This window comes from Microbacterium sp. Y355, assembly GCF_059445345.1.
Map to the genome: position 1 here is coordinate 188,297 of NZ_JCAIUD010000002.1, position 23,057 is coordinate 211,353.

23 protein-coding genes are annotated in these 23,057 nt (G+C 63.4%); 9 read left to right on the top strand and 14 right to left on the bottom strand.

Translation table 11 applies throughout. The annotated features are described in order from the left end of the window. Positions 1-9 precede the first annotated feature (9 nt). Positions 10-738, top strand: a complete 729-nt coding sequence (locus tag AC1C2O_RS17930; RefSeq protein WP_495431930.1) for a FadR/GntR family transcriptional regulator — start codon at positions 10-12, stop codon at positions 736-738. Here the strand turns inward: AC1C2O_RS17930 and AC1C2O_RS17935 are convergent. Genes AC1C2O_RS17935 through AC1C2O_RS17950 form a run of 4 tightly spaced genes read right to left on the bottom strand, consistent with a single transcriptional unit; the run spans position 735 to position 4,788 of the window. Continuing rightward, positions 735-1,892: an acyl-CoA dehydrogenase family protein gene (locus AC1C2O_RS17935; RefSeq protein ID WP_495431931.1), complete on the bottom strand. Its 1,158-nt coding sequence runs from the start codon at positions 1,890-1,892 to the stop codon at positions 735-737. The two genes, AC1C2O_RS17930 and AC1C2O_RS17935, sit on opposite strands and share 4 nt — an antisense overlap. After that, positions 1,889-2,647 carry an alpha/beta fold hydrolase gene (locus tag AC1C2O_RS17940; protein ID WP_495431932.1) on the bottom strand — a complete coding sequence of 253 codons (759 nt, stop codon included), beginning with the start codon at positions 2,645-2,647 and terminating at the stop codon, positions 1,889-1,891. The genes AC1C2O_RS17935 and AC1C2O_RS17940 overlap by 4 nt, the downstream gene beginning before the upstream one ends. A gap of 33 nt (positions 2,648-2,680) precedes the next feature. Beyond that, entirely contained in the window at positions 2,681-3,580 is a 900-nt protein-coding gene (locus tag AC1C2O_RS17945) for a sugar kinase (RefSeq protein ID WP_495431933.1), read from the bottom strand. Beyond that, positions 3,577-4,788 carry an MFS transporter gene (locus tag AC1C2O_RS17950; RefSeq protein WP_495431934.1) on the bottom strand — a complete coding sequence of 404 codons (1,212 nt, stop codon included), beginning with the start codon at positions 4,786-4,788 and terminating at the stop codon, positions 3,577-3,579. The genes AC1C2O_RS17945 and AC1C2O_RS17950 overlap by 4 nt, the downstream gene beginning before the upstream one ends. Positions 4,789-4,938: 150 nt before the next feature. Here AC1C2O_RS17950 and AC1C2O_RS17955 point away from each other — a divergent pair, with 150 nt between their 5' ends. The 6 genes from AC1C2O_RS17955 (at position 4,939) to nrdF (ending at position 10,718) form a co-directional block, all read left to right on the top strand. Beyond that, a complete protein-coding gene (locus tag AC1C2O_RS17955; RefSeq protein ID WP_495431935.1) occupies positions 4,939-5,694 on the top strand; it encodes an SDR family NAD(P)-dependent oxidoreductase in 756 nt (251 codons plus the stop codon). Positions 5,695-5,777: 83 nt separating this feature from the next. After that, positions 5,778-6,518 (top strand): TetR/AcrR family transcriptional regulator, encoded by a 741-nt coding sequence (locus tag AC1C2O_RS17960; protein WP_495431936.1) that lies wholly within the window; start codon positions 5,778-5,780, stop codon positions 6,516-6,518. Between the two features lie 333 nt (positions 6,519-6,851). After that, positions 6,852-7,085, top strand: coding sequence for a glutaredoxin-like protein NrdH (gene nrdH, locus AC1C2O_RS17965; protein WP_495431937.1), 234 nt, complete (start codon positions 6,852-6,854; stop codon positions 7,083-7,085). Between the two features lie 9 nt (positions 7,086-7,094). Next, the gene (gene nrdI / locus AC1C2O_RS17970; RefSeq protein WP_495431938.1) at positions 7,095-7,556 is read left to right on the top strand and encodes a class Ib ribonucleoside-diphosphate reductase assembly flavoprotein NrdI; all 462 of its coding nucleotides are present in this window, start codon (positions 7,095-7,097) and stop codon (positions 7,554-7,556) included. Beyond that, entirely contained in the window at positions 7,511-9,697 is a 2,187-nt protein-coding gene (gene nrdE / locus AC1C2O_RS17975) for a class 1b ribonucleoside-diphosphate reductase subunit alpha (RefSeq protein ID WP_495431939.1), read from the top strand. The genes nrdI and nrdE overlap by 46 nt, the downstream gene beginning before the upstream one ends. Before the next feature lie 40 nt (positions 9,698-9,737). After that, positions 9,738-10,718, top strand: a complete 981-nt coding sequence (gene nrdF / locus AC1C2O_RS17980) for a class 1b ribonucleoside-diphosphate reductase subunit beta (protein ID WP_495432175.1) — start codon at positions 9,738-9,740, stop codon at positions 10,716-10,718. Positions 10,719-10,817: 99 nt separating this feature from the next. On the opposite strand, the gene AC1C2O_RS17985 is transcribed toward nrdF, so the two are convergent. From AC1C2O_RS17985 to AC1C2O_RS17995, 3 genes are read right to left on the bottom strand one after another with little or no spacing between them, the layout of a single operon-like run. Then, positions 10,818-11,060 (bottom strand): hypothetical protein, encoded by a 243-nt coding sequence (locus tag AC1C2O_RS17985; protein ID WP_495431940.1) that lies wholly within the window; start codon positions 11,058-11,060, stop codon positions 10,818-10,820. Between the two features lie 31 nt (positions 11,061-11,091). Continuing rightward, the gene (locus AC1C2O_RS17990) at positions 11,092-11,643 is read right to left on the bottom strand and encodes a UGSC family (seleno)protein (RefSeq protein WP_495431941.1); all 552 of its coding nucleotides are present in this window, start codon (positions 11,641-11,643) and stop codon (positions 11,092-11,094) included. A gap of 46 nt (positions 11,644-11,689) precedes the next feature. Beyond that, on the bottom strand, positions 11,690-12,970 hold the full coding sequence (locus AC1C2O_RS17995; protein WP_495431942.1) for a Bcr/CflA family efflux MFS transporter: 1,281 nt from the start codon (positions 12,968-12,970) through the stop codon (positions 11,690-11,692). A gap of 117 nt (positions 12,971-13,087) precedes the next feature. Here AC1C2O_RS17995 and AC1C2O_RS18000 point away from each other — a divergent pair, with 117 nt between their 5' ends. Then, on the top strand, positions 13,088-14,791 hold the full coding sequence (locus AC1C2O_RS18000) for a dihydroxy-acid dehydratase domain-containing protein (RefSeq protein WP_495431943.1): 1,704 nt from the start codon (positions 13,088-13,090) through the stop codon (positions 14,789-14,791). Then, positions 14,788-16,194 carry an FAD-dependent oxidoreductase gene (locus AC1C2O_RS18005; protein ID WP_495431944.1) on the top strand — a complete coding sequence of 469 codons (1,407 nt, stop codon included), beginning with the start codon at positions 14,788-14,790 and terminating at the stop codon, positions 16,192-16,194. Before AC1C2O_RS18000 ends, AC1C2O_RS18005 begins: the two co-directional genes overlap by 4 nt. Before the next feature lie 18 nt (positions 16,195-16,212). Here the strand turns inward: AC1C2O_RS18005 and AC1C2O_RS18010 are convergent, their stop codons facing one another. The 7 genes from AC1C2O_RS18010 to AC1C2O_RS18040 all read right to left on the bottom strand — a co-directional run bounded on the left by AC1C2O_RS18010 (position 16,213) and on the right by AC1C2O_RS18040 (position 22,929). Then, positions 16,213-17,124 (bottom strand): IclR family transcriptional regulator domain-containing protein, encoded by a 912-nt coding sequence (locus AC1C2O_RS18010; protein ID WP_495431945.1) that lies wholly within the window; start codon positions 17,122-17,124, stop codon positions 16,213-16,215. Between the two features lie 33 nt (positions 17,125-17,157). Further along, positions 17,158-17,955, bottom strand: a complete 798-nt coding sequence (locus AC1C2O_RS18015; RefSeq protein WP_495431946.1) for an ABC transporter permease — start codon at positions 17,953-17,955, stop codon at positions 17,158-17,160. Continuing rightward, positions 17,955-18,788, bottom strand: coding sequence for an ABC transporter ATP-binding protein (locus tag AC1C2O_RS18020; RefSeq protein WP_495431947.1), 834 nt, complete (start codon positions 18,786-18,788; stop codon positions 17,955-17,957). The genes AC1C2O_RS18015 and AC1C2O_RS18020 overlap by 1 nt, the downstream gene beginning before the upstream one ends. An 84-nt stretch (positions 18,789-18,872) precedes the next feature. Continuing rightward, positions 18,873-19,970, bottom strand: coding sequence for an ABC transporter substrate-binding protein (locus tag AC1C2O_RS18025; RefSeq protein WP_495431948.1), 1,098 nt, complete (start codon positions 19,968-19,970; stop codon positions 18,873-18,875). Positions 19,971-20,061: 91 nt separating this feature from the next. Next, positions 20,062-20,511 carry an aconitase X swivel domain-containing protein gene (locus AC1C2O_RS18030; RefSeq protein ID WP_495431949.1) on the bottom strand — a complete coding sequence of 150 codons (450 nt, stop codon included), beginning with the start codon at positions 20,509-20,511 and terminating at the stop codon, positions 20,062-20,064. Then, positions 20,508-21,788: an aconitase X gene (locus AC1C2O_RS18035; RefSeq protein WP_495431950.1), complete on the bottom strand. Its 1,281-nt coding sequence runs from the start codon at positions 21,786-21,788 to the stop codon at positions 20,508-20,510. The genes AC1C2O_RS18030 and AC1C2O_RS18035 overlap by 4 nt, the downstream gene beginning before the upstream one ends. 37 nt (positions 21,789-21,825) lie before the next feature. Continuing rightward, positions 21,826-22,929 (bottom strand): hypothetical protein, encoded by a 1,104-nt coding sequence (locus tag AC1C2O_RS18040; RefSeq protein ID WP_495431951.1) that lies wholly within the window; start codon positions 22,927-22,929, stop codon positions 21,826-21,828. Between the last annotated feature and the right edge of the window lie 128 nt (positions 22,930-23,057).

A 23,057-nucleotide genomic window follows, 5' to 3' on the forward strand; every position in this document is an offset into this window, starting at 1 on the left:
AATGAGACCATGAGCGAGAACCCGCGGGAGCGCGACCTCATTGAGGTTCGAAAGGCCGTTTTTCGGCCGCTCCGGCGGGGGAACGCGCTGGAGGACACCGTCGCACGACTCGTGCAGATCGTGCGTCTCGGAGTTGTCGCGCCCGGGGCCTCGTTGCCGCCGGAGCGGGAGCTCGCCGCGTCCTATGGCGTCAGCCGCGACACCGTGCGCGAAGCGATCCGTGAGCTTGCAGACGCCGGTTTTCTTGAGCCGCGGCGCGGTCGCTACGGAGGCACTTTCGTCGCCGACCCGCTGCCGATGCCGGCTGATACCGGGCGCACTGATCCCGGCGAACTGGATGACGTGCTGGGGTTGAGGTTCGTGTTGGAGAGCGGTTCAGCGCGGACCGCGGCCGGGCGCACACTCGACGCCGACACGAGAGCTCAGCTGTGGGCACGGCATGAGGCGGCGCTGCCGGCAGGACCTGAGGAGTACCGTCGTTTGGATACGCTGCTGCACCTGGAGATCGCCGAGGCCACCGGGATTCCGTCGCTGGTTGCTCTCGTCGCCGAGAATCGCGCGCGGATCAACGCCTGGCTCGACACGTTCCCGCTGCTGCCGCGCAATATCGAGCATTCCGGTGAGCAGCACGATCGGATCATCACTGCCATCCTGATGGGGCAACCGGATGCCGCGGAAGACGCGATGCGCGACCACCTGGCCGGCTCCGAAGCTCTGCTGCGGGGCTTTCTGGCCTAGTTGTCGAGCGGACCGAGCACTGCGCTCGCCGCGGTGGAATGTGCCGACTCAGGGTCGGACGGGTGGAACATGCCCGCGATCACGTCGCGGTAGAGGCGAGAGAGCTCGTTGGACGAGAAGTATGAGCTGCCGCCTGCCGTGAGGATCGCCTGATCCACCACATGCTTGGCCATCACCACAGCCCGGTGTTTGGTGCCGGACAGCAGCGTGAACCAGCGTGCGCCGTGATCGCCCTGCTCGTCGACATCACGGGCGAGGGAAGCGATCTGTGGGGGCAACGCGTCGTACGCGAGGCTCATATCGCCGATGCGCCAGCGGATGTCCGGGTCCTGGCTGTACGCCAGACCAGTCTTCTTGGACTGTCTCTTCTGCACGGTCTCGGCTGCGAGGTCGAGCGCCCGGCGAGCGATGCCGGTGTAGACCGAGGCGAGCAGCAGCTCGAACACACTGAAGATTCCGAAGATGATCGGGTCAGCGCTCGGGCCAGGATCGATGCGGCGCACGACATGTTCGGCGGTGGCGACCGCGCCGTCGAGCCTGGTGGTGCGGCTTTGCGTCGCTCGCATGCCGAGAGTGTCCCATTCGTCGCTGGTCGTCACCGCATCCGTGCGGTCGATGAATGCGAACACGAGCTTCGGAGCATCCGCATCGGAAGTGTCCAAGCCGTGCAGCCCGAGCTTGTCCCACACCGGGGCAAGTGAGGTGAAGATTTTCGTGCCGGTGAAGGAGTAGGAGCCGTCGCTCTGAGGCGTGGCGGTCGTGTCACTGGCGAACAGCACGAGGTCATTGCCGCCCTCGCTGATGCCGAACGCGAACACCTCACCGCGCGCGGCACCGTCTTGCACGAACTCCATCCCCGTGACGCCGCGGTCGCTGAAAACCTTGGCGACGCCGGTCCAGACCAGGTGCATGTTGATCGCGAGTGCGGTGGCTGGCGCAGCCGTGGCAAGTCGCTGCTGCAGGATCGCGGCCTGCTCCAAGCCGAGTCCAGCGCCGCCGCGCTCGACGGGCACGAGGATCTTCAGATATCCGGCATCCCGAAGCTCGTCGAGATCCTGTGTGGGGAAGGTGTTCTCCCGATCGTGGATCGGCGCTCGGTCACGGATGCGCTCAAGCAGATCGTCTGGCAGGTATGCGGCGGGGTCGAACGTCATGACAGTGCCTCCAAGAGCTGGCTGATGGTCTCATCCGGTTTATCCCGGTGCAGGGAGTGTCCGGCGCCGGCGACGATGGACATCGAGATGTTCGCGTTCGATGCGAGCACACCCTCGGCGTTGCTGCCGGTGAACAGGCTGAAGACCTTCGGGTCCGCACCGATGACGCGTGTGGGAATGGTGAGCCGCGCGGCATCCGCTCGTACATCCCATGGCTGGTTCTGGGCGCTGGTCTGCTCGACCGCCCAGCGGCTGGTGCGCGTGACGGCATCGATCTTCAGTTCGTGATCCTGCGGGTGCCAGTGCGGATGCTCCTCCTGCACGACCGCGATGCGATTGTCCGCGAAGGCCCGCTCCTGGCTGCGCCGGATGATCGATGCATCGTGGTCCTCGACGAAGATCGCGGGGTCGATCAGGATCAGCCGGTTGGTCCAGGACGAAGCGGATGCTGCGGCCACCGTGCTCGACGCACCGCCGAGGGAATGCCCGATAACGGCGTCCCAGGGGCCACCTCGTGCGGGGCCGGTCGCTGCGAGGTCGCTGGCATACGCGCCGATCGTGTAATCCAGGGTTCGTGGGGCATCGCCGTGACCACGCAGGTCGATGGCAACCGCGTGCCATCCGGCGTTCGCGAGGGCATCGCCGAGGCGCCACATCAGGGCTCCAGAGGATCCGAGTCCGTGCACGAGCAGAGCGGTCCTGGGCGAATCGACGTTGCCCCAGGAAAGGCGAGGCAGCTGAACAGGTGCAAGCATAGGACCAGCCTAGGAGGCTTAGAGTCGGCGGGCTCAGCCGATGGGTGGCATGTCCGCGGCGATCGTGAGCACGCGTTCGGCCGAGACATGCCCCGCCTGTAGTCGCTCGGCCAACGGCAGACCATCCAGCGTGGCGGCGAGGAAGCCGGCGGCGAATGCGTCGCCGGCGCCGACCGGTTCGACGACGTCCACTACCGGGGCAGCCACGAAAACCGGATCGGCGTCGCCGTCGAATGCGGTGGCGCCGATGTCGCCGTCCTTCACGACCAGCAGCGCGCAGTCCGGCAGGAAGGCGCGGATATCCTCTGCGGTCGCCGTGCCCCAGATCCGTTCGGCCTCGTCGCGCCCCACGAAAGCAATGTCGGCGGCGTTGGCGAGACGAGCGAGAGTGGCAGCGGCATCCTCTAGCGACCAGAGCGCACGGCGGTCATTCACATCGAACGAGACCAGGGCGCCCGCGGCGCGTGCATCCGAGAAGAGCTGATCGACCATCTCGCGGCAGGTGGCGGAGAGGGCGGGGGTGATGCCGGTGGTGTGCACGATTCGGGTGCCGGAGAGCTGTTCGACCGAGAGGTATCCGGCATCCATGCGGGAAGCAGCGGAGCCGCGGCGGTAGTAGTGCACGGCAGAGCCCTCGGCACCGGGGTCCTTGAACATGACGCCGGTCGGCGCTGCCGGATCGAGCTCTACCCACAGCTCCACTCCGCGCCTGCGCAGTTCAGAGGCGATGCGGACGCCGAGAGGATCGTCGCCGAGCCGCGAGGCCCATGCCGTCCGTCGCCCGGCAGCGGCAAGCCCCGCGGCGACGTTTGACTCGGCACCGGCGAGTCCCAGCGATGCCTCGCGCGCCTCGGAGAGCGCAGCATCCGTGGGCGTCACCAGTGCCATCGTCTCGCCGATGCAGACGATCTCAGGTGTGGAAGAGGAGTTCATGAGGGAGTGACCGCCACGGGTTCGGTGTCAGGGAAGGGGCTGGGGTCTCGATGGCGTAGGTCGGGGAGTGCCCGCACGAACACCACAGAGACGATGACACCGACGATAGCGAACAGCACGGCTGCCAAGTACGCGCCCTGCGGTCCACCGGTGCCGTCGACGAGGAACCCGGCGATGGCGGAGCCGGATGCCGCGCCGATGAGCTGGCCGGTGCCTGCCCAGCCGAAGGCTTCGGCTGTCTCGCTGAATTTCACGCTGGCCGTGGTGATGGCGAAAAGCACCGCGAGAGCTGGGGCGATGCCGAGTCCGGCAATGAACAGTGCCCCGCCCAGCCAATAGGCGTTGAGCATCACCATGGTCAGGGCGAGGCCAACGGTCACGAGCACCAGGCGCCGCGCCATCGCCCACGGCCCGATCGGGATGTGCCCGAACGACAACCCGCCGACGAGGCTGCCGGCAGCGAAGACTGCGAGCACGACTCCGGCTTTGAGGCTGCCGTGCTCAAACGTGGCGACGACACCGACCTCGACGGCCGAACAGGCGCCGATCACGAGGAATCCGATCACGGTCGCAAGCGCCACCGGAGGGCGGAGCAGCACACGGCCAAAGGCGCGACGGCTGCGCGGGATGCGCACGCGACCGACCTCTGGAGAGAGGATGAACCAGCCGCAACCCAGCACCAGGATGATCGCGACCAGCATCAGCCCCTCGGTGGTGCCGATCTGGGTGGATACCAGTGTGATGACGACGGGGGCGAGAATCCAGATGATCTCCTGCAGCGAGGCATCCAGAGAGAACAGTGGTGTCAGCTGCGAAGAGTTGACCAGCTTGGGGTAGATCGTGCGCACCGCCGACTGAACAGGCGGAGTCGACAACCCGACCATCATGCCGAATGCCATGTAGCCGGCCAGATTAAGCGGAAGCAGGCCGAGAGCCAGCACGGCGAGAGTGCAGACGGCCGCGGTGAGGGTGAGTACCCGGCGCATGCCCCAAACGCCCATCCAACGACTCGTGACGGGGCCGGACACGGCCTGCCCGACCGAGGTCGCCGCGAGCACGAGGCCGGCGGCACCGTACGACCCGGTCTGCTGTTCGACGTGCAGCAGAATCGCCAGCGATGCCATGCCGCTGGGGAAACGCGCCGTCAGCTGAGCTGCGATCATGCGCCCCACGCCAGGGGTGCGAAGAAGGTCCCGATATCCCGCCACGAGACAACGCTACCCGGGTCGGCCGCGAGAATGCATCGGCGCGGCACCTGTGGTCGTGGGTCGATCGTTCTCAGGTTCCCAACTACTAGTACATGCATATACTGTTTACGTCAGTACGAGAAACAAATTCACGCACCTCAGGAGGGCATCATGAACGACACCATTTCCCGCTTTAGCGGCCTTACAGCCATCGTTACCGGCTCTGGATCAGGGATCGGCTGGGCCACGACGCAGATCCTCGCGCGGGCCGGGGCGACGGTGGTCGCCACGGACATTGCTGAAGACGGACTGCGCGCGCTTGCCGCAGACCTCTCCGGTTTCGACCTGCAGGTGGTCGCGGGCGACATCACCCAGGAGGAGACCGTGCACAAGGTCATCGACGCTGCAGGTGGGAGAGCCGACATACTCGCGAACGTCGCGGGCATCATGGACGGCGTTCTTCCTGCGGACGAAGTCGATGACGCGACGTGGCAGCGCGTCTTCGAGGTCAACGTCACTGCAGTCATGCGTATGACGCGCGCGGTCATTCCGTTGATGCGCGCACACGGATCCGGTGCGATCGTGAACATCGCGTCCGAAGCTGCCTTCCGTGGGTCGGTGGGCGGCGCCGCATATACGGCCTCCAAGCACGCGGTGGTCGGCCTCACGAAGAGCTGCGCTTTCATGTATGGGCCACAGGGCATTCGCACAAATGCCGTCGCGCCCGGTGCGGTGATGACGGGTCTGGACATGTCGTTGAAATCCGAGTACGGCGCGGGCCGTGGCGGCCCCGTTCTTCAGGCGACGATGTCACCTCCGGCTACGGCCGAGCAGATCGCGAGCACCGTCGTCTGGCTAGCGAGCGACGCTGCCACCAACATCAACGGTGTCATTCTGGCATCCGACGGCGGCTGGTCCGTGGCCTGACCCGACTGGTCGGAGGTTTCGGGGTCGGCGTTGGTGCGTCGGTCCCGAGACCTATGCTGGAACGCGCGGATAGGAGGTAGGCAGTGGTCGACGATGTGGCAAAGCCCGAGTGGCCGCGCGGTCTTGCGCTCGCGTGGGGAGCCGTGCCTTCCGCACGACGAGGCCCCAAGCGTGAATTCACGCTGGACCAGGTGCTGGATGCAGCACTCTCCATCGCCGACGCGGACGGTCTCGAAGCGGTAACCATGCCTTCGGTCGCCGCCGCGCTCGGCCTCACAGCGATGTCGCTCTACCGATATGTGTCATCCAAGGACACCCTCCTGCTTCTGCTGCAGGAGCGAGGGATGGGGGTGCCGCCGAGTTCGATCACTCAGGCGGAGGGCTGGCGAGCCGGGCTCGAGGCGCACGCTGCGGCAGCTGCCGCCGTCTATCGCCTCCACCCGTGGATGCTGGACATCACGATCACAGGCATCGCGACAACTCCGAACAATCTCGCATGGTTGGAAGCCGGACTCGCGGCACTTGAGGCGACATCACTGAGTCGTCGGGAACGTGTTGCGGTCGTGCTGCAGGTGGTAGGGCACGCGCGGTTTCGTGCGCTCATCGAGCGCGGCTATGACGAGCGAGCCACCGAGATCGATGCGTCGGTGAGCGCTGTCGCGCTCGATGAAGTCCAACTGATCGGCGATCTCGTCACCAGTGATCGTTTCCCCGAACTGCACGCGACGCTTGCGATGGGAGCTCTCAAAGATGAGAACTTCGACAACTTCGACTTCGGTCTTGCAAGGATCCTCGACGGAGTTGGGCACTACCTGGTTCGGTGATGATCGGCCGTTCGGGCGACACGCCGCGACACGCCGAATCGCAGTTTCCACAGGCTGAGGAATGTCTGAACCCCCGCGTAGCGTGCCGCCTGTGGATGGATTTCTGAACGGCTTCGGAGAACCGCGAGATCATGCGCTTTGCGAGGTCAGAAACTCGTCCCCCGGCTGTGGATGAAATGGTGGACAACCTGTGTTGTATCAGTGGAGAGCGGTGGAAAACTACACGGATGTAACTACTAGCCCTTGTGGTCACTCTCAATGTCCGTACCTATATGTAGTATTAAAGTCCCGGCGGGGGGTCTGCCGGAAAATCTAGATTTGAGGGGAAAAAAGATGTCGATCACGGTCTACACGAAGCCTTCCTGCGTTCAGTGCAACGCGACCTATCGCGCGCTGGATGCACAGGGCATCGAGTACGAGATTCACGACCTCTCGGAAGACGCTGCGGCGCTCGAGCGGGTCAAGGCGCTCGGCTACATGCAGGCGCCCGTCGTCGTCACTGACGAGGACCACTGGTCGGGCTTTCGTCCCGACAAGATCAGCGAACTCGCTTCACGCTTGGCATAAGGATCTGTCATGAGCGTCGTCGCGACAGCCGCGCCGCTCCTGGTCTATTTCTCCAGTACCTCGGGCAACACGGCCAGATTCGTTGAGAAGCTCGGCCTTCCGGCGCAGCGCATCCCGTTGCACCGTAATGAAGAGCCTCTTCTCATCGACGAACCCTTCGTGCTTGTCACACCGACGTATGGCGGTGGCCAGGGTCACGGCGAGGAGAAGGGCGCCGTGCCCAAACAAGTGATCCGGTTCCTCAACGATGAGAACAACCGGCGTCATATTCGCGGAGTGATCTCCGCAGGCAATACCAACTTCGGCGAGGCGTTCTGCCTTGCCGGAGAAATCATCAGTCGCAAGTGTCGTGTGCCGCACTTGTATCGGCTTGAAGTATTCGGCACACCAGACGATGTTGATCGCGTGAGCGACGGATTGGAACGATGGTGGGTATTGCAGTTGAAGAGCATGCAGGGCATGACACAGTGACCGAGCAGGTGCAGTTCAAGGTCAACCCCGCTTACGACGGACTTGACTATCACTCGCTCAACGCGATGCTGAATCTCTACGACGCGAACGGCAAGATCCAGTTCGGCGCCGACAAGCGCGCCGCGCAGGAGTACTTCCTGCAGCATGTGAACCAGAACACGGTGTTCTTCCACTCCCTCAAGGAGCGACTGGACTATCTGGTCGAGAAGGAGTACTACGAGGGTGCGCTCATCGAGAAGTACTCGCTCGAGTTCATTCAGAAGCTCAACGACCTCGCCTACTCGAAGAAGTTCCGGTTCGAGACGTTCCTCGGCGCTTTTAAGTACTACACGAGCTACACGCTGAAGACCTTCGACGGCAAGCGCTACCTCGAACGCTTCGAAGACCGCGTCGTGATGACCGCCCTGGGCCTCGCCGACGGCGAAGAGCAGGTCGCGATCGACCTGGTCGAGGAGATCATCTCCGGCCGCTTCCAGCCTGCGACTCCCACCTTCCTCAACTCGGGCAAGGCTCAGCGCGGCGAACTCGTCAGCTGTTTCCTGCTGCGTATCGAAGACAACATGGAGTCGATTTCACGCGGCATCAACTCCTCGCTGCAGTTGTCCAAGCGCGGCGGCGGCGTAGCGCTGCTGCTGTCGAACATCCGCGAGTCCGGTGCGCCGATCAAGCAGATCGAGAACCAGTCCAGCGGAATCATCCCCGTCATGAAGCTGCTCGAAGACAGCTTCAGTTACGCCAACCAGCTCGGTGCCCGCCAGGGCGCAGGTGCGGTGTACCTGAACGCGCACCACCCCGACATCATGCGCTTCCTCGACACCAAGCGTGAGAACGCTGACGAGAAGATCCGCATCAAGACACTTTCGCTGGGCGTTGTCGTTCCGGACATCACGTTCGAACTCGCCAAGAACGGCGAAGACATGTACCTGTTCTCGCCGTATGACGTCGAGAAGGTTTACGGAGTGCCTTTCGGTGACATCTCGGTCACCGAGAAGTACCGCGAGATGGTTGATGACCCTCGCATCAAGAAGACCAAGATCAACGCGCGTGAGTTCTTCCAGACCATCGCTGAGATCCAGTTCGAGTCCGGCTACCCCTACATCATGTTCGAGGACACGGTCAACAAGGCGAACCCGATCAAGGGCCGCATCAACATGTCGAACCTCTGCAGCGAGATCCTGCAGGTGAACACGCCGACCACGTACAACGAGGACCTCTCGTACGATCAGATCGGCAAGGACATCTCGTGCAACCTCGGCTCGATGAACATCGCGCTGGCGATGGATGCCGGTGACCTGGGTAAGACGGTAGAGACGGCGATTCGCGGCTTGACCGCAGTCAGCAACCAGAGCCACATCGCTTCGGTGCGCTCGATCGAAGTGGGTAACGACCGCTCGCACGCCATCGGCCTCGGCCAGATGAACCTGCACGGCTACCTGGCTCGTGAGCACGTGCACTACGGGTCAGAGGCGGGTATCGACTTCACGAACATCTACTTCTACACGGTGCTGTTCCACGCGCTGCGTGCATCGAATGCGCTGTCCATCGAGCGCGGCGTGTCCTTCGACGGGTTCGAGGACTCCACGTACGCGTCGGGTGAATTCTTCGACAAGTACATCGAGCGCGTTTGGGAGCCCGAGACCGACAAGGTCAAGGAGCTTTTCGCTGGCATGCACATCCCGACCCAGGCTGACTGGACCGCGCTGAAGGACAGCATCCAGAAGCACGGCATCTACAACCAGAACCTGCAGGCGGTGCCACCGACCGGCTCGATCTCGTACATCAACAACTCCACGAGCTCGATCCACCCGATCGCCTCGAAGGTCGAGATCCGCAAGGAAGGCAAGCTCGGCCGCGTCTACTACCCGGCGCCGTTCATGACGAACGACAACCTGGAGTACTACGAAGACGCATACGAGATCGGCTACGAGAAGGTCATCGACACCTACGCCGCGGCAACGCAGCACGTCGACCAGGGCCTCTCGCTGACGCTGTTCTTCAAGGACACCGCGACCACGCGCGACATCAACCGGGCTCAGATCTACGCATGGCGCAAGGGCATCAAGACGATCTACTACATCCGTCTCCGCCAGATGGCGCTCGAGGGCACCGACATGGCTGAATGCGTTAGCTGCATGCTTTGATGTGCGCTGATCATGGATTTTTAGAACAGAGAGAAGCATGATGACCCCCTCACCGAAGCTCAAGCTGGTCGACCACGTACAGGCGATCAACTGGAACCGCATCGAGGACGATAAGGACCTCGAGGTCTGGAACCGTCTGGTGAACAACTTCTGGTTGCCTGAAAAGGTGCCGCTGTCCAACGACATCCAGTCGTGGAACACCCTGACGCCCGAAGAGCAGCTCCTCACGATGCGGGTCTTCACCGGTCTCACGCTGCTAGACACGATTCAGGGCACGGTTGGCGCTGTCTCGCTGATCCCTGATGCGATCACTCAGCATGAGGAAGCGGTGTACACCAACATCGCGTTCATGGAGTCGGTGCACGCCAAGAGCTACTCTTCGATCTTCTCGACCCTTGCGTCGACGAAGGAGATCGACGAGGCGTTCCGGTGGTCCACGGAGAATGTGAACCTTCAGAAGAAGGCTCAGATCATCATGGATTACTACACCGGTGATGACCCACTCAAGCGCAAGGTCGCTTCGACCCTGCTGGAGTCATTCCTGTTCTACTCGGGCTTCTACCTGCCGATCTACTGGTCGTCCAAGGCGAAGCTGACGAACACAGCCGACCTCATCCGCCTCATCATCCGTGACGAGGCCGTGCACGGTTACTACATCGGCTACAAGTTCCAGAAGGGCCTCGAAAAGGAGACCCAGGAGCGCCGTGATGAGCTGAAGGAGTACACCTTCAACCTCATGTACGAGCTCTACGACAACGAGGTGCAGTACACGCAGGACCTCTACGACGGCGTCGGTCTGACCGAAGATGTCAAGAAGTTCCTGCACTACAACGCCAACAAGGCGCTGATGAACCTCGGCTATGAGGCGATGTTCCCCTCCACGGTGACGAACGTGAACCCGGCGATTCTGTCGGCGCTTTCGCCCAACGGCGATGAGAACCACGACTTCTTCTCGGGCTCCGGCTCGTCGTACGTCATCGGCAAGGCTGAGGCCACAGAAGACGACGACTGGGACTTCTAGAGCTTCTCTGCGAAGTCCTGGCTGAACGCCTGGTCGAAGGCCCGGATCTGCGAAATCTCGCAGGTTCGGGCCTCTTTCGTGCCCTCTTCGGCGGTGCCCCTAGTGGCTCCCTGGGAGCTCGACGTGGTCGAGTTCGTACCCGGTCGCTCCGAGTGCCTTCGCCATGATGTTGGTCATGATCGGCAGGGGCACGAGACAGTCCTCGCACGCACCTTCAGTCGCATCGATCTTGACGACGACCTTGTCGTTTCCGACGTCCGACCATGTGAGCAGATAGCCATCTGTCGCCATCATCTCGCGAAACGAAGCGAGGGCGTCGTCTACTGGCACGGTAGTACTCATAGTGATCTCCTTGGTTCTCGGATGCGGACGATTAGGCGAGTTCGGTCACACCGAGGATGCGCAGCGCCTCCGGCACGGCCTGGTCGGCACGTCCTCGGATATGCTCCACGTCCAGACTCGCGACGGGGTGCTGCACCATGACGAACTGGAATCCTGGGAAGCCCTGCACGTCGGCCATCGCCTGACCTGACATGGCGAAAGAGTCTGAAGTGATGCTCACGGTTGGGATGCCAGCGCGCTCGAACAGGATGCCATCAGCAACCGTCGCCGCACTGCATGAGCCGCAGTCGCCGACCGCGGTAATGACGATGTCGACCTCGGAGACGATCTGCTGGAACAGCTCATCCTTGACCGGAGTGCCGAAGTAGTCCTTGACGTAGTGCTTGATCTCGCCGATGCCATAGTCACGTTTGAGGTCGGCCGCGATTTCGTCGAGCAGCAGCGTCGAGTTCGGTTTCGTGTTGTCGAGTAGGCCGACGGTGAGCCCCTTCAACGACACCGGGCGCGGAGAAAGTGTGCTGTCGTTCGCGCCCTCGGCTGCACCCGTCGGGTCGAGAAGCGATTCGCGCGTCGAGGTGGTCATCCGGTTCCTCCGTGTGTTGCCGCGACCCGTCTTGGACCGCTGACTTCTACAGTGCCCCGCCGCCGGTGGGCGCCGCAGGAGGGTTTTCATCTATCGGAAAGCCGCGCGGGGCGCGACGCTCATGAAATCGCGCGAATCGGCTCGCCGCGAAGCTAAGCACGAAGCATGCGAGCATCCCGGCTGTCATCGGCAGCGCAGTCTCCGGCCCAGCGAACCCTCCGACCGGGGTCGCGAGCGCCCCGAATGCGAACTGGACGCAACCCATCAGGGCAGCGCCGGATCCCGCAGCGAACGGAGTACGGCCCAGAGTGAGGGTCGTCACGTTTGCCATTACGCCGGCGACTCCCGCGCAGCTAATGGAGATCAGCGACACGTAGACGGGCACGTCGAGGCCGCCCAGGGCCGTCACCGAGACGAGCAGTGCGGCCGCCCCCATCGCCACCGCGAGATCGATCAACAGCATCCGTCGCGGGCCGTATCGCGCCGAGAGCGGCGCATTCATCCATGCTCCCGCAAAGACAGCGAGTCCGTATGCCATGAACATGAGCCAGAAGCCCCATATGTCGACACCGAGCACATCCTGCGCGACGAACGACGAGGCGTTCACGTAGATCGTGAGACCAGCGAAGACGAAAGCCATCGTCAGAACGAACCCGACGTAGACAGGGTCGCGCAGCAAACGCCCGTACATAGCGACCATGCCTGTGGCGCTGAACGCTGCGCGGCGGGCCGGTGGAAGACTCTCGGGAATGCCGACGACAGCCAACAACAGGAAGGCCACGCTCGCGACAACCGTGCCGACGAGGATTGCGCGCCAGCCAGAGACCTGCAGTAGCACGGTGCCAGAGAGTGACGCGATCATTGGCCCCGCTGCCAGTGTGCCCATGAGCAGGCTGTAGGCGCGCGAAATCTGCGGTCCGACGCCGATATCGGCGACGATCGCGCGCACCACCACGACGCCAGCCGCGGCGCCAAGCCCCTGGAGCACGCGGCCCGTGATCAAAAGCTCGAGGGTTGGAGCGAGAGCAACGAAGATACTCGCTGCCGTGAGTACCGCGAAGGCGAGCAACACGACGCGGCGCCTACCGAGGCTGTCGGAGAGAGCCCCGACGATGAGCTGACCGACCGCGACTCCGAAGAAAAACGCGGTGAGGGTGATCTGAATCCCGATGATGTTCGTCCCCAGATCGTCGGCCATGACGCCGAGCGCCGGCAGATACATGCTCGCGATGATCGGGTTGAGGGTCATCAGCACGCAGAGCACCCCGAGTAGGCCACCTGTCAGTCGAGGGCCTTCGGCGCCACCGAAGTGTCCGTCTGATCGCACATGTACCTCCTGGCCGCAACCCAAATGTACGCATTGCGACTTAGTGCCCGCAATGCGTACACTGACATTGTCGCACCGAGCTAGTTATTTCGGATGAATCGCTGCGACGAGAGGACAATGATGCCCACACTCCGCAGCAACCTTCCACCGTCGTCGGCGCTCGCAATCGCGCGCCGTGCGCACTATATGGCGCTCGGTATTCCGAAAGCCGATTGGGAAAAGCCCAAGGTCGCGATCGTCAACACATCGTCGGAACTCGCCGCGTGTTTCTCGCACCTCGACGACATCGCTGCGCGACTCAAGGTCGACCTGCGCGAAGCCGGACTGCTTCCGTTTGAGATCCGCACGACCGCGCCGAGTGACTTCGTGACGAGTGCAGGGCGTGCGGGCCGGTACATTCTGCCCGGCCGCGACCTGATAGTCGACGATATTGAAGCCGCTGTCGAAGGTGCGAAGCTCGACGCGATGATCTGTCTGTCTTCCTGCGACAAGACGACGCCTGCGCATCTCATGGCCGCGGGTCGACTCGACATTCCCACGATTATCGTCCCGTGCGGCTACCAGCACTCCGGCCTCGCCGAAGGCCGTGAAGCCGACATCGAAGAGATCTTCTTGCGTGCTTCGAAAGCCGCCGTCACGGGAGAGCCGACCGATGCGCTCGAGCTGCTCGCCGAAGACGCGATCCTCAGCCCCGGTGTATGCGCAGGTCTCGCAACCGCCAATTCGATGCACATCCTGGCTGAAGCGCTCGGCATGGCGATGCCCAAATCCGCTCCCGTTCGAGCACTGAGCGCCCCGATGTGGGACACGGTGCAGCGCTCCGCCCATGCGCTCGCCGCCCTGATCGAGAACGATGTGCGCCCACGGCAGATCATCACCGAGGGGTCGGTGCGCAACGCTGCCCGCGCGATGCTCGCGATCGGTGGCTCGATGAACACCATCAAGCATCTGCAGGCGATCGCCATCGAATCGGGCCTCGACGTCGACGTATGGGAGATGTACCGGCAGCTCGGTCGTGAGACCCCGCTGCTGTGTTCGGTGCGCCCCAACGGACCCCGCCTCACGGAGGAGTTCGAAGATGCCGGAGGGGGAGCCACAATCATCCGCGAGTTGCTGCCGTTGCTCGACGGTACTCAGCTCACCGTTTCGGGGGCGACCATCGCCGAGAACTCTGAGCTTGCCAAGCCTGCCGACGGCGATATTATTCGGTCGCTCGATGACCCGTTCGGCACCGATCCGGCGATCAGCGTGCTCAAAGGTACCCTCGCCCCGGGGGGTGCCGTCGCCAAGCGGCCGGTCCCCGATCCGGGCCCGCACGTCTTCCGGGGCCCCGCGCGCGTCTTCGGCACCCGTGAAGAGGCGATCGCAGGAATCTCGAGCGGACGTCTACGTGAAGGCGACGTTGCGGTCATCCGAGGCATCGGAGTCACCGGCGCACCCGGCCTCGGGCTGACGTCGTCGTTCATCTTCGCGCTCCACGCGCGCGGGCTCGCCCAGAGCGTCGCGCTCGTGACGGACGGGCAGTTCTCCGGCCTCGTGAACCAAGGCATGACGGTCGGCGAGGTCTCTCCCGAGGCCGCGAGCCCCGGTTCGCCGCTCGGCCGCGTGCGTGACGACGACCTGATCGAGATCGACGTCAAGCGAGGCGCTGTCGACCTGCTGGTTGACGACGCCGAGCTCGCGGCCCGCCCCGATTACGACCCGCCCGCAGACCGCGATACGGGTGGCGGGTACCTCGATCAGTACGAGGCGCTCGTCCAGCCTCTCTCGTGCGGCGCCGTCCTATGCGCCCGACCGTGTCCCTCGAAGGAGATCGCATGATCAGCATCGACCCTGCGGCCCTGAGCAGCGCTACCGAGCGGCCGCGGACCCTTCGCGAGCCCGCTCGTGACACTCCTATCATCGGCGAGTACGACGTTGTCGTTGTTGGCGGCGGCCCGGCCGGTTTGATGGCGGCGACCGCCGCCTCGCGCGCCGGACGCTCGACATTGCTCATCGAAAAGTATGGTTTTCTCGGCGGTGCCGGCACGATGGGTGGCCTCGCGACGTTCTGTGGGATGCACGCCCGCGCGTACGGCACTGACTTCCAGTCGGTACACGGCTACGCTGATGAACTGCTCGATCGGATGCGGGCCATGGATGGCCTGAACGACGTGCACCTCTCGGTCGACGACCGTATCCAGGCCCTCTCGTACGACATCTCTGCGCTCAAGATCGCCGCCGACGAACTTGTCGTGGCGGGGGGCGCCGAACTCCTGTTCCATACCTCCGTCGTCGACGTGTCAATGAGCGAGGACCGCACGATCGACGCCGTCATCGTCGAATCAAAGTCGGGACGCGGTGCTGTGCGCGGACGGTTCTTTATCGATGGCTCAGGCGACGGCGACATCGCCGCCTGGTCGGGTGCCCCGTTCGAGGTGAGCGAGCACCTCATGTACCCCTCCCTCATGTTCCGAATCAACGGAGTGCATCCCGCCGAGGCGGGCGAGGCGTGGAAGACCATCCGCCGTCTCATGGAAGAAGCCGAAGCTGCCGGTACGCACTCCTTCCCTCGCAAGAAGCCGATTGTGCGCCCGCAACGCAACCCGCTCGAATGGCGCTCGAACCTCACGCAACTCTCCAACGAAGACGGCTCAGCCGTTGACGGCACCAACGTCCACCAGTTGACGCGCGGAGAGCTCCAGGGCCGTCAGCAGGTGAAGGACACCTTCGCCTTCATTAAACAGGTCGCTCCCGGGTTCCAGGACTCGTACGTCGTCGACATCGCCCCGTCGATCGGCATCCGAGAGACTCGGCGTATCGTCGGCTCCTACCAGCTCACACAGGAGGACGTGCTGGAATGCCGAGACTTCGATGACACGATCGGTGTCAACGGGTGGCCAGTCGAGGCGCACGTCGTCGGCGACGTCGCGTTCAAGTTCGCGCCGGTGGACTCGCGGGGGTTCAACCAGCTTCCCTATCGAATGCTGGTGCCACAGATTGTCGGCAATCTTCTCGTCGCCGGACGCGCAGGTTCGATGACGCAGGGAGGCCAATCGTCCGGTCGTGTCACCGGGCCGTGCTTCGTCATGGGCCAGGCAGCGGGCACCGCGGCCGACCTCGCGCTCGCGGGGGACGGCACGGGTCCGGGCGTTGACGTGCCGACACTGCAGAAGCGTCTCGAAACCCAGGGTGCGTACCTGGGGACCAGGCTCCCTGAGCGGATCACCGTCCCCGTCGCCTGAGCACCGGGGATGGTAGTTTCATCGTTCGCTCGCCCGGAATCGTTGGGGGTTGGCGTTCCGGTAAGCACTCGCGATCTCGGTGGCCGCGGAGAGCAGCAGTGGCACGACGACGTCGCGCAGACTGTCGGCGGTCTCACGCACGGTCGTTGACGATACGCCGAGTCCACCGACGGCACGGTTGTCGATGAGGATCGGCACCGCCGCGGCTACCCTGCCGGGGAGCATCTCCTCGACCGAGATGTCGTAGCCGCGTGCGCGCACGAGATCGGTGCGCGCACGCAGCCCGTCCGCATCCGTCACCGTCGCGGGCGTGAGCGTCTCGAACGAGTGCTCGGCGAGAATGACGTTGAGTTCGGTATCCGAAAGCTGAGCGAGCAGCACCTTGCCGATCGCCGTCGCGTGCGCGGGGAGTCGTTGGCCGATGCGCACCGAATCAGGCAGCGGCCGGCGGTCTTCGACCCGCGCGATGTGAATGACGTCCGTCCCGTCGAGCACACCGATGCTGCACGTCTCGCCGGTGCGCTTGACGACGTCGAGCATGTAACCGTAAGAGATCTCCGGCAATGATGACGACGCGAAGTACCCGGAACCGAGCTCGAGGATGCGCGGGGTCAGACTCCAGAGCCCACCCGCCGACTCTGCATAGCCGAGGTGGGCGAAGGTCAACATGATGCGGCGCACGACGGGTCGCGCGAGGTCGACACGCGCGGCGATCTCGGCGACACTCAGTGAACCCTGCCGACCATTGAAAGCGCGCAACACCTCCACACCGCGTTCAATACTCTGAATTCGATCGCGTGATCTGTCGTCCGGCATATCCCACCCGTCTCCTGGCGGACGCTCTGCGTCCAACACGACCATCCTAGAGACATGCGGTGCCCAACCGGCACGACGCGACGCCGTGCGACGTGACGCCGAAGGTTCACCCATGTACCGCACCTCGAGTTGGCAGGCGAGGTTCGATCACGCCATCGTGTTGCGCAGGCCGTAGACGGACTCGTGCCAGGGGATGAAAAATCGCTTCAACTCGTTGACGATGAGGTACAGAGCGAGACCGAGGAGCGACAGCCACAGGATGAGTGCGAAGGTGAGTGCCGCATCGAGTTGGTTCATGCTCGAAACGACGAGGAACCCGAGCCCCTGGCTACCCGCGATGTACTCGCCAACGATCGCGCCCGTCGTTGCGAGGACGATGCCCACCTCCATACCAGCGAACAGATAGGGCTGAACGCTGCGCATTTCAAGCTGTAGAAGCGTTTGTGATCGCGTCGCGTTCAAGCTCTTCATCACTTCTCGCTGCCCTTGCTCGACCGATCGCACACCCAAAAGCATGTTGAGCATGATGGGAAAGAACGCCAGAAGCGCGGATAGCCAGATCTTCGAGGTGATGCCGAAGCCGAACCAGATCACGAATAGTGGGATGAACGCGACCTTCGGCGCCACCTGAGTGATCACGATGAGGGGGCGCACGCTCGCCTCGAGCCACGGCAGCTTGCCGAGCAGGACACCGACGACGGCACCCGTCACCACGGCGATCGCGAATCCGATCAGGATCTCGGAGAGCGTGGTCAGGGTGTGGGTCCAGATACCGGGGGTCGAAAAGAGCCCGATGAACTTCTCGCCCACGGCACCGGGCGGCGGGAACAGGAACGGGTTCACCTGCCCGATGGAGACAACCAGCTGCCAGATGACGACTATCACCACGACGAGCACGGGCGTCACAACCCAGGGCAGGACCCGCATGACCTTCTGGCGGCTCATCAGTTCTCCTCGTCAATGTCGTGTCGGAGTTTCCGGACGATCTCGTTGAATTCTGGCGTCGTCGTGGTGTTGACCGTGCGTGGTTTTGGCTCGACGACCGGCAGAACCTGGCGCACCCGGCCAGGCCGCGGCGTCATGTGCACGACGCGGTCGGCGAGGAACACCGCCTCGGGTATGTCGTGGGTAACGAAGACGACCGTCGACTTGGTCTCGAGCACGATGCGCTGCAGTTCAAGGTTCATGCGCTCGCGTGTGAGCGCATCCAGTGCGCCAAACGGCTCGTCCATGAGGAGGAGATCCGGCTCAGTCGACAACGAACGCGCGATCGCGGCACGCTGGCGCATCCCGCCGGAAAGCTCGCGCGGGTAGGACTTTTCGAATCCACCGAGGCCGACGAGCGCCGCAAGCTCGGAGGCGCGTGCGCGACGATCCTGCTTGCCGACGCCTCGCAGCTTCATCGGCAGCGCGATGTTGTCAAGCACTGAGAGCCAGGGGAACAGGTTGCTTTCTTGAAAGACGAAGCCCAGCTTCGTGATGGCCGATTCATCTACCGTCGAACCGCGCCACAGGTTGTTGCCGTCGACCTCGATCGTTCCCGCGCTGGGTGCGAGGAGGCCACCAATCATGCGCAGCAGTGTCGTCTTGCCGCAGCCCGATCTTCCAATCAGTGCGACGAACTCACCGCGCTGAATGCTCAGATCGACGCCCGAGACAGCGTGGGTGATGCCCGACCTAGTGACGAAGTCGCGCCCGAGGCCCTGGATGTTCAGCCGCGGAACAGTATCCGCTGTGCCCAGGGCGGACGCGGGTGGTGTCGGGGTCTGTGTGCTCATGATGGGCATCGTCGCCTCTCGTTGTCAGGGGAAGGTGATGGCCCCGCGGATTGCGCGGGGCCATCACCAGGGATGGGTGCGAGGTCAGTTGGCCGCGAGTAGGTCGCTCGTGATCCAGGCCGACGGGTCGGCACCGCCTTCAAGCAAGCCACCAGCGACGTACGCATCGTAGATGACTGTCCAGAAATCGTCGTCGTTCTCGAGCAGGCCGACCGTGCCCGTCGAATCGATCCACGTCTCGGTCGTGTAAGTGTTGAGCGCCTCAACCGCGATGGCGTCGTCTTTCAATGCTGCAAAGTCCCAGTCACCGCTGTCGCGCAACGTGGCGAGCACGTTCTCGAAGTCGTTCTCTCGGTCGTCGATGAGCTCCTGCGTCGCTTCCTTGATCGCCGCGAGGAAACGTTCGATCTCGTCGACTCGCTCGGGGTTCTCGAGGTTCGACTCCGTCGTGATCCAGACCTGACGCTCTGGAGCATCGACCAGACCCGCGGGGCTGGAGACGGCATCCTCGTTCTGCTCGACGATACCGATGGAGGTGTCGAGGCTGACGACGTAACCGTCGAGCTGCCCCTGCTTAACCAGTTCGTATGTGGCCGAGGTGACCGGTACCGCCTGGCGGGTCACCGAATCGAGCGGCACACCGGCCTCGTCGAGCGCAAAGTTGAGCATCTTCTCGCTCGTACCACCGACCGAGCCGAGGCCGATGACCTTGCCTTCCATGTCCTCTGCGGACTCAATCGGGTTCGCTTCGGTCGAAATGACACGCAGGTTGCTGCGGTAGGCCATCGTACCGACGCCGACGATGGGTTGACCGGATTCCATCCCGGGCATGACGTCAACAGTGCTCACTCGGGTGATCGGCGTGGCGCCGCCGAGCAAGGTCTGGATCGCCGCAGAGGTGCCCTGCACCGGCTGCAGCTGCACGTCGAGACCGTGCTCTTCGAATATTCCGGACGAGTATGCGTACATCTCGGGTGTGAAAGTGAACGACTGAAGCGGGAGGAATGACACCACGACGATATCGTCGAGTTTGGCCGGGGCTTCCCCTCCCTCGGTCGCGGGTGCGCTATCTGCGCCCGCGCACCCGCTAAGCGCGAGCGATGCCGCGATGAGCACGGCGGTCGCAGCGCGAAGGCGCGAGCGGGAAGACCAGGGGCTATATTTCTGCACTGCTGTGGGCATTTTCGACTCCTGTGTCGGATGGTCCCGCACGCAACAGTGCGGTCGGTCGGACCAGTTTGCCGACCATGCTCTGCGAGAGGAACATATCTTTTTACTGGATGAAATCGGTTGGCGAAACTGGTGCCTGCGTAGCTCTTCGAAGCACCGTAATAACACCGCTGTCTCCGTCGACGCGCAGCAGATCGCCGGTGCGGACCACATCAAGCGGATTGGGTACAGCCTCGACGATAGTCGGGACGCGCGTGACGATCGCCCCCAGCACCGCCTTGGTCGTGATGACGTTGAACACCATCGCGGCGGGGGCGGTACCCATGAGCCGTGTCGACTGGAAGAAGCCCGACCACCCTGACGACCCTTTCGCTCCCGGAAACACAAGGATCTTGCCCGTGAAACACACGCCGAACAGCTCGTGCCGCGGTTCGATCACCGTGCCCGTTGCCACATCGATTCCGCCGAACCCCGAGATCGGGTCGTGTGTGACGAGTGCCTCCGCCTCGGCGACACCGGGCACGATGCCGCGGCCGCGCAACTCCAACGTCACGCGAGCTCCCCGCGCCACCGGCCTGTTACGGCTGCGTCTACGCATTCTTCGAGCGTCCCGAACCAGGCCTCGATGCCGAGGATCGCAGGCAGGTAGTGTGCTTGCTTGGCTGAGTCGGTCGCGAACACGCGGGTGCCGGGGGGTGCCGCGCGCGACATCGCTGGGCAGGAGTCGGTCAATACCTTGCCCCCGGCGCGCGTGATCGTCTGTGTATATCCGTTGCGGTCCGCCATCGTACGCAGAGCCCGCGGCGTCATGACCCAGAGATCGGTGCTCTCGTGCAGCCGCCGTCCCTCGAGCAGGTGCGCGACCTGCGCGATCTGGTCGAGCGAGGCGTGCGGGCAACCGAGCAAAATGAAGTCGACGTCGTCACTTTCGCCCTGCGCGTTGAGCGTCTCGTACGCCCAGCGTCGCTGGGCATCACCGTAGTGGATCGCCTCCGGCACCGTTCTCCCGCCGAATGCGGCTTCAAGCGTGGGAGCTTCAGGAGTGATTCCTGGGATGTGGTAGATCTCGACCCCGCCGGATGTCGCGGTCGCGGCGCCGAAGTGCTTGAGGTCGGCAAGGTCAGGTTGAGCGAAGGATCCGATGATCGCGGGCCGCGCCTCTTGCACGACTTCGCCAACGTAGTAGCCCAGCATGCCCCACTCCTGGAAGCTATCGATACTCGTGTCGGCCTGAAGCAGGTGCGTCGCGTAGCGGTTCTCAGTGAGATGGTTGCCCCAGTACGGAATCTTGCCCGTGAGTGCAGCGGCCCCGGTCGAAGCGCCGCCCTCGCAGTTGGTGCGTGCACCGAGAACTGAGTTGGCGTAGACAACGGCCGAGGATTCCATCCACGCGACGTGTTCGCCACGCACCGGCAGGTTACCCACCTGGTATGGCGTGCAGGTGGCCAGGATGTTGACGCCGCGCTCCGAATAGTATGATTCGGCGTCCGTCTGCAGTTCGATCGACTGCTTTGCATAGCCCGTCAGCCCGTCGGCGTCATCCGAGAACCCGTGCTGCAGCTGGCACGTCGGCACTTTCATGCGAGGGATCTCGAAGTCGTCATCGCTATCGAGGTTGATGACGGCATAGGCCTTGGCCCAACCATTTTCGCGCACCAATTGCGCCTTCGCGGGCGACGGTTGCGTCATCGTTCCCGCCACGTTGCGCGTATCCACCAGGCGTTCCGCTCCGAGTGCGTCGCCATAGCGGATGAGTAGGTTCATCGCGGCCGCGACGGCGCCACCCTCCGCACCATCGCGCATCGAGCTCTCTTCATCGGTGAGCTTCATCGCTCCTCCTCCTCGGGTTTGCGTCGCGGGGGCCGCGTTACGCCTCGATCTTGGTGGATGAGAACGGGATCGCGCGAGGCGGATTGAGCGTGAAGACCTCGACGATGGCCGAGACTCCCGCGTTGTCGGCGCCCGCGACGATGATTTGCACGTTCGTCGGGTGGCTGAGCAACCGCACGCGATCCGGTGTGTCGGTGCCGCTCGCCGTGTCTGACGTCGAGTCGGGGTGGTCGGCAGGAAGCCGCCAACGAGTCTTGTTCGACAGCGCTTCTTTGCCCACCCGCACCAAGTCCGCGCGATCACGCACGGCGTTTTCAAAGATGAATCTGCGCAGGTCTTCCTTGCTCCAACCGGCATTCGCGAACATCTCCGCATGCTCGGGCACGAGCACAAGCAGCGTCGACGTGTACTCGTGGATGAGCGCGCCGGTACGGCAGATCGTGTCGACAAAGTCGAGAGCGAGTTGTTCGGGAATCATCGTGTGGCGCGCCTCGATGTGTATGACCGAGCGGATAACGAACATCGTCGCAACGCTGTCAGTAGCGTCGAATCCATGCTCCACGGCAAATGACGGCCACGGACTCTGCTCTTCGTTCTCACCGACAACAGCGGTGTACTTGGAGGGGTTTCCCTGCGTGGCTTGGTCAAGTCCGTGCGGTGTGAGACCAAACACGTTGATGAGGCCGAGACGGATGGCTCGTCCGATCGTGGCGTTCGGCCGGAAGCCTGAGCCGAAGATGTTGCCCCGGCTGTTGATCTCGAGTTCGGTGCGGACAGGACCGTTGACGACGAGGAACGGCGCCGTGCCGGTCGTTGACTGCCAGATGCCGCGGGCCGGGTGCGGCTCTGTCGCGACGGACTCCCACGCGGCGATCACGACGGGCAAATACTCTGGCTTGCACCCCGCGAGTGCGGCGTTGAGAGCAGCGAGACGCACCGTGATGCTGCGGTTGAGGTGGGCAACGGTAAATAACACCTCGTCTGGGTCGCGCGTGACGGTCGCGAGAAACTCTGCGAGGTACGACTCCGTTACGGGAACGACGGGCAGTCCATCGGTCCACTCGTTTTCCCAGTAGTAGTCGAGTGCCTTGCGGATCTCGTTCGAATCGACTTCGTGCGTGCTGGACACCGTGACAGACATGCGTACAACTCCTTCGTATCCGCGTGGCCCCACCCTGCGGGGGCCTCAAGCAATCTCGCATAGGCCCAACCGGGTCACCCGTCCCGGTTTCACTGGTCGAAAAGCTTCGTCTCAGGACGCCTCCGACA

What these genes read in the sequence shown, in the direction of transcription:
- nrdI (WP_495431938.1), top strand. Translation starts at nt 7,095, where the DNA reads ATGAGCGTCGTCGCGACAGCCGCGCCGCTCCTGGTCTATTTCTCCAGT.
- AC1C2O_RS17955 (WP_495431935.1), top strand. Translation starts at nt 4,939, where the DNA reads ATGAACGACACCATTTCCCGCTTTAGCGGCCTTACAGCCATCGTTACC.
- nrdH (WP_495431937.1), top strand. Translation starts at nt 6,852, where the DNA reads ATGTCGATCACGGTCTACACGAAGCCTTCCTGCGTTCAGTGCAACGCG.
- AC1C2O_RS18025 (WP_495431948.1), bottom strand. Translation starts at nt 19,970, where the DNA reads ATGCCCACAGCAGTGCAGAAATATAGCCCCTGGTCTTCCCGCTCGCGC.
- AC1C2O_RS17930 (WP_495431930.1), top strand. Translation starts at nt 10, where the DNA reads ATGAGCGAGAACCCGCGGGAGCGCGACCTCATTGAGGTTCGAAAGGCC.
- nrdF (WP_495432175.1), top strand. Translation starts at nt 9,738, where the DNA reads ATGACCCCCTCACCGAAGCTCAAGCTGGTCGACCACGTACAGGCGATC.
- AC1C2O_RS17945 (WP_495431933.1), bottom strand. Translation starts at nt 3,580, where the DNA reads ATGAACTCCTCTTCCACACCTGAGATCGTCTGCATCGGCGAGACGATG.
- AC1C2O_RS18040 (WP_495431951.1), bottom strand. Translation starts at nt 22,929, where the DNA reads ATGTCTGTCACGGTGTCCAGCACGCACGAAGTCGATTCGAACGAGATC.
- AC1C2O_RS17940 (WP_495431932.1), bottom strand. Translation starts at nt 2,647, where the DNA reads ATGCTTGCACCTGTTCAGCTGCCTCGCCTTTCCTGGGGCAACGTCGAT.
- AC1C2O_RS18015 (WP_495431946.1), bottom strand. Translation starts at nt 17,955, where the DNA reads ATGAGCCGCCAGAAGGTCATGCGGGTCCTGCCCTGGGTTGTGACGCCC.
- AC1C2O_RS18005 (WP_495431944.1), top strand. Translation starts at nt 14,788, where the DNA reads ATGATCAGCATCGACCCTGCGGCCCTGAGCAGCGCTACCGAGCGGCCG.
- AC1C2O_RS18035 (WP_495431950.1), bottom strand. Translation starts at nt 21,788, where the DNA reads ATGAAGCTCACCGATGAAGAGAGCTCGATGCGCGATGGTGCGGAGGGT.
- nrdE (WP_495431939.1), top strand. Translation starts at nt 7,511, where the DNA reads ATGGTGGGTATTGCAGTTGAAGAGCATGCAGGGCATGACACAGTGACC.
- AC1C2O_RS18020 (WP_495431947.1), bottom strand. Translation starts at nt 18,788, where the DNA reads ATGAGCACACAGACCCCGACACCACCCGCGTCCGCCCTGGGCACAGCG.
- AC1C2O_RS17985 (WP_495431940.1), bottom strand. Translation starts at nt 11,060, where the DNA reads ATGAGTACTACCGTGCCAGTAGACGACGCCCTCGCTTCGTTTCGCGAG.
- AC1C2O_RS17990 (WP_495431941.1), bottom strand. Translation starts at nt 11,643, where the DNA reads ATGACCACCTCGACGCGCGAATCGCTTCTCGACCCGACGGGTGCAGCC.
- AC1C2O_RS18010 (WP_495431945.1), bottom strand. Translation starts at nt 17,124, where the DNA reads ATGGGTGAACCTTCGGCGTCACGTCGCACGGCGTCGCGTCGTGCCGGT.
- AC1C2O_RS18000 (WP_495431943.1), top strand. Translation starts at nt 13,088, where the DNA reads ATGATGCCCACACTCCGCAGCAACCTTCCACCGTCGTCGGCGCTCGCA.
- AC1C2O_RS17935 (WP_495431931.1), bottom strand. Translation starts at nt 1,892, where the DNA reads ATGACGTTCGACCCCGCCGCATACCTGCCAGACGATCTGCTTGAGCGC.